This is a genomic window from Bacillus gaemokensis, from assembly GCF_001590835.1.
In the GTDB taxonomy this organism is placed as follows: Bacteria; Bacillota; Bacilli; order Bacillales; family Bacillaceae_G; genus Bacillus_A; species Bacillus_A gaemokensis.
This window is the reverse complement of the sequence record NZ_LTAQ01000057.1, coordinates 1-739: the sequence shown is the minus strand read 5'-3', so window position 1 is coordinate 739 and position 739 is coordinate 1. Positions and strand designations below refer to the sequence as shown.

1 protein-coding gene is annotated in these 739 nt (G+C 36.9%); it reads right to left on the bottom strand.

From position 1 onward, the window contains the following. On the bottom strand, nucleotides 1–739 hold a 739-nt coding region (locus AZF08_RS24800; RefSeq protein ID WP_153019596.1), incomplete at both ends, for an AMP-binding protein.

The window sequence follows — 739 nt, the reverse complement described above, 5'->3', positions numbered from 1 at the left end:
ACTTCTAAGTTTTCCAACCGTTAGTGAATCATCTCCAACATAATACGCACACAATTGTTTTAATCCATCTTTATCTTCTTGAGCAATTATAATGGCCTCTTGAATCAATTCTATTTCCAGGAGTGCCGTTTCTACTTCACCAGTCTCAATCCGGTAGCCACGAATTTTGACCTGATGATCCATTCTTCCTAAATATTCGATATTTCCATCTGGTAACCATCTTGCCAAATCACCAGTTTTATACATCTTTTCTCCTGGACTAAATGGATTTTCTACAAATTTCTCTTTTGTCAAACCTGGGCGATTTAAATAACCTCTTGCCACCCCTGATCCAGCTATACACAGTTCTCCCGCTACACCGATAGGTAACAATTGTCCGCCTTTATCCATAATATAAACCTGATGATTATGAATCGGGCAACCAATAGGAATACAATTATTGTTCGCTAATTTATTCGAGTCACTCCACATTGTCGTAATAATAGAATCCTCAGTTGGTCCATAAGCATTTACATACAACACTTTGTCTTTCCACATTTCCACTAATTGAAAAGAAGAAGCACTCCCTCCAGTAACCAACTTCTTCAACGCTGGTATTTGGTTTGGTTCCAAGTAAGTCGCATACGCTGGAGGTAACAAGGCTGTTGTAATTTTATTTTCATTCATAAAATGATTAAATAAATGGTAATCTAAAATCACTGACTTTGAAGGTATATATAAGGTCGCTCCAAAGAATAAG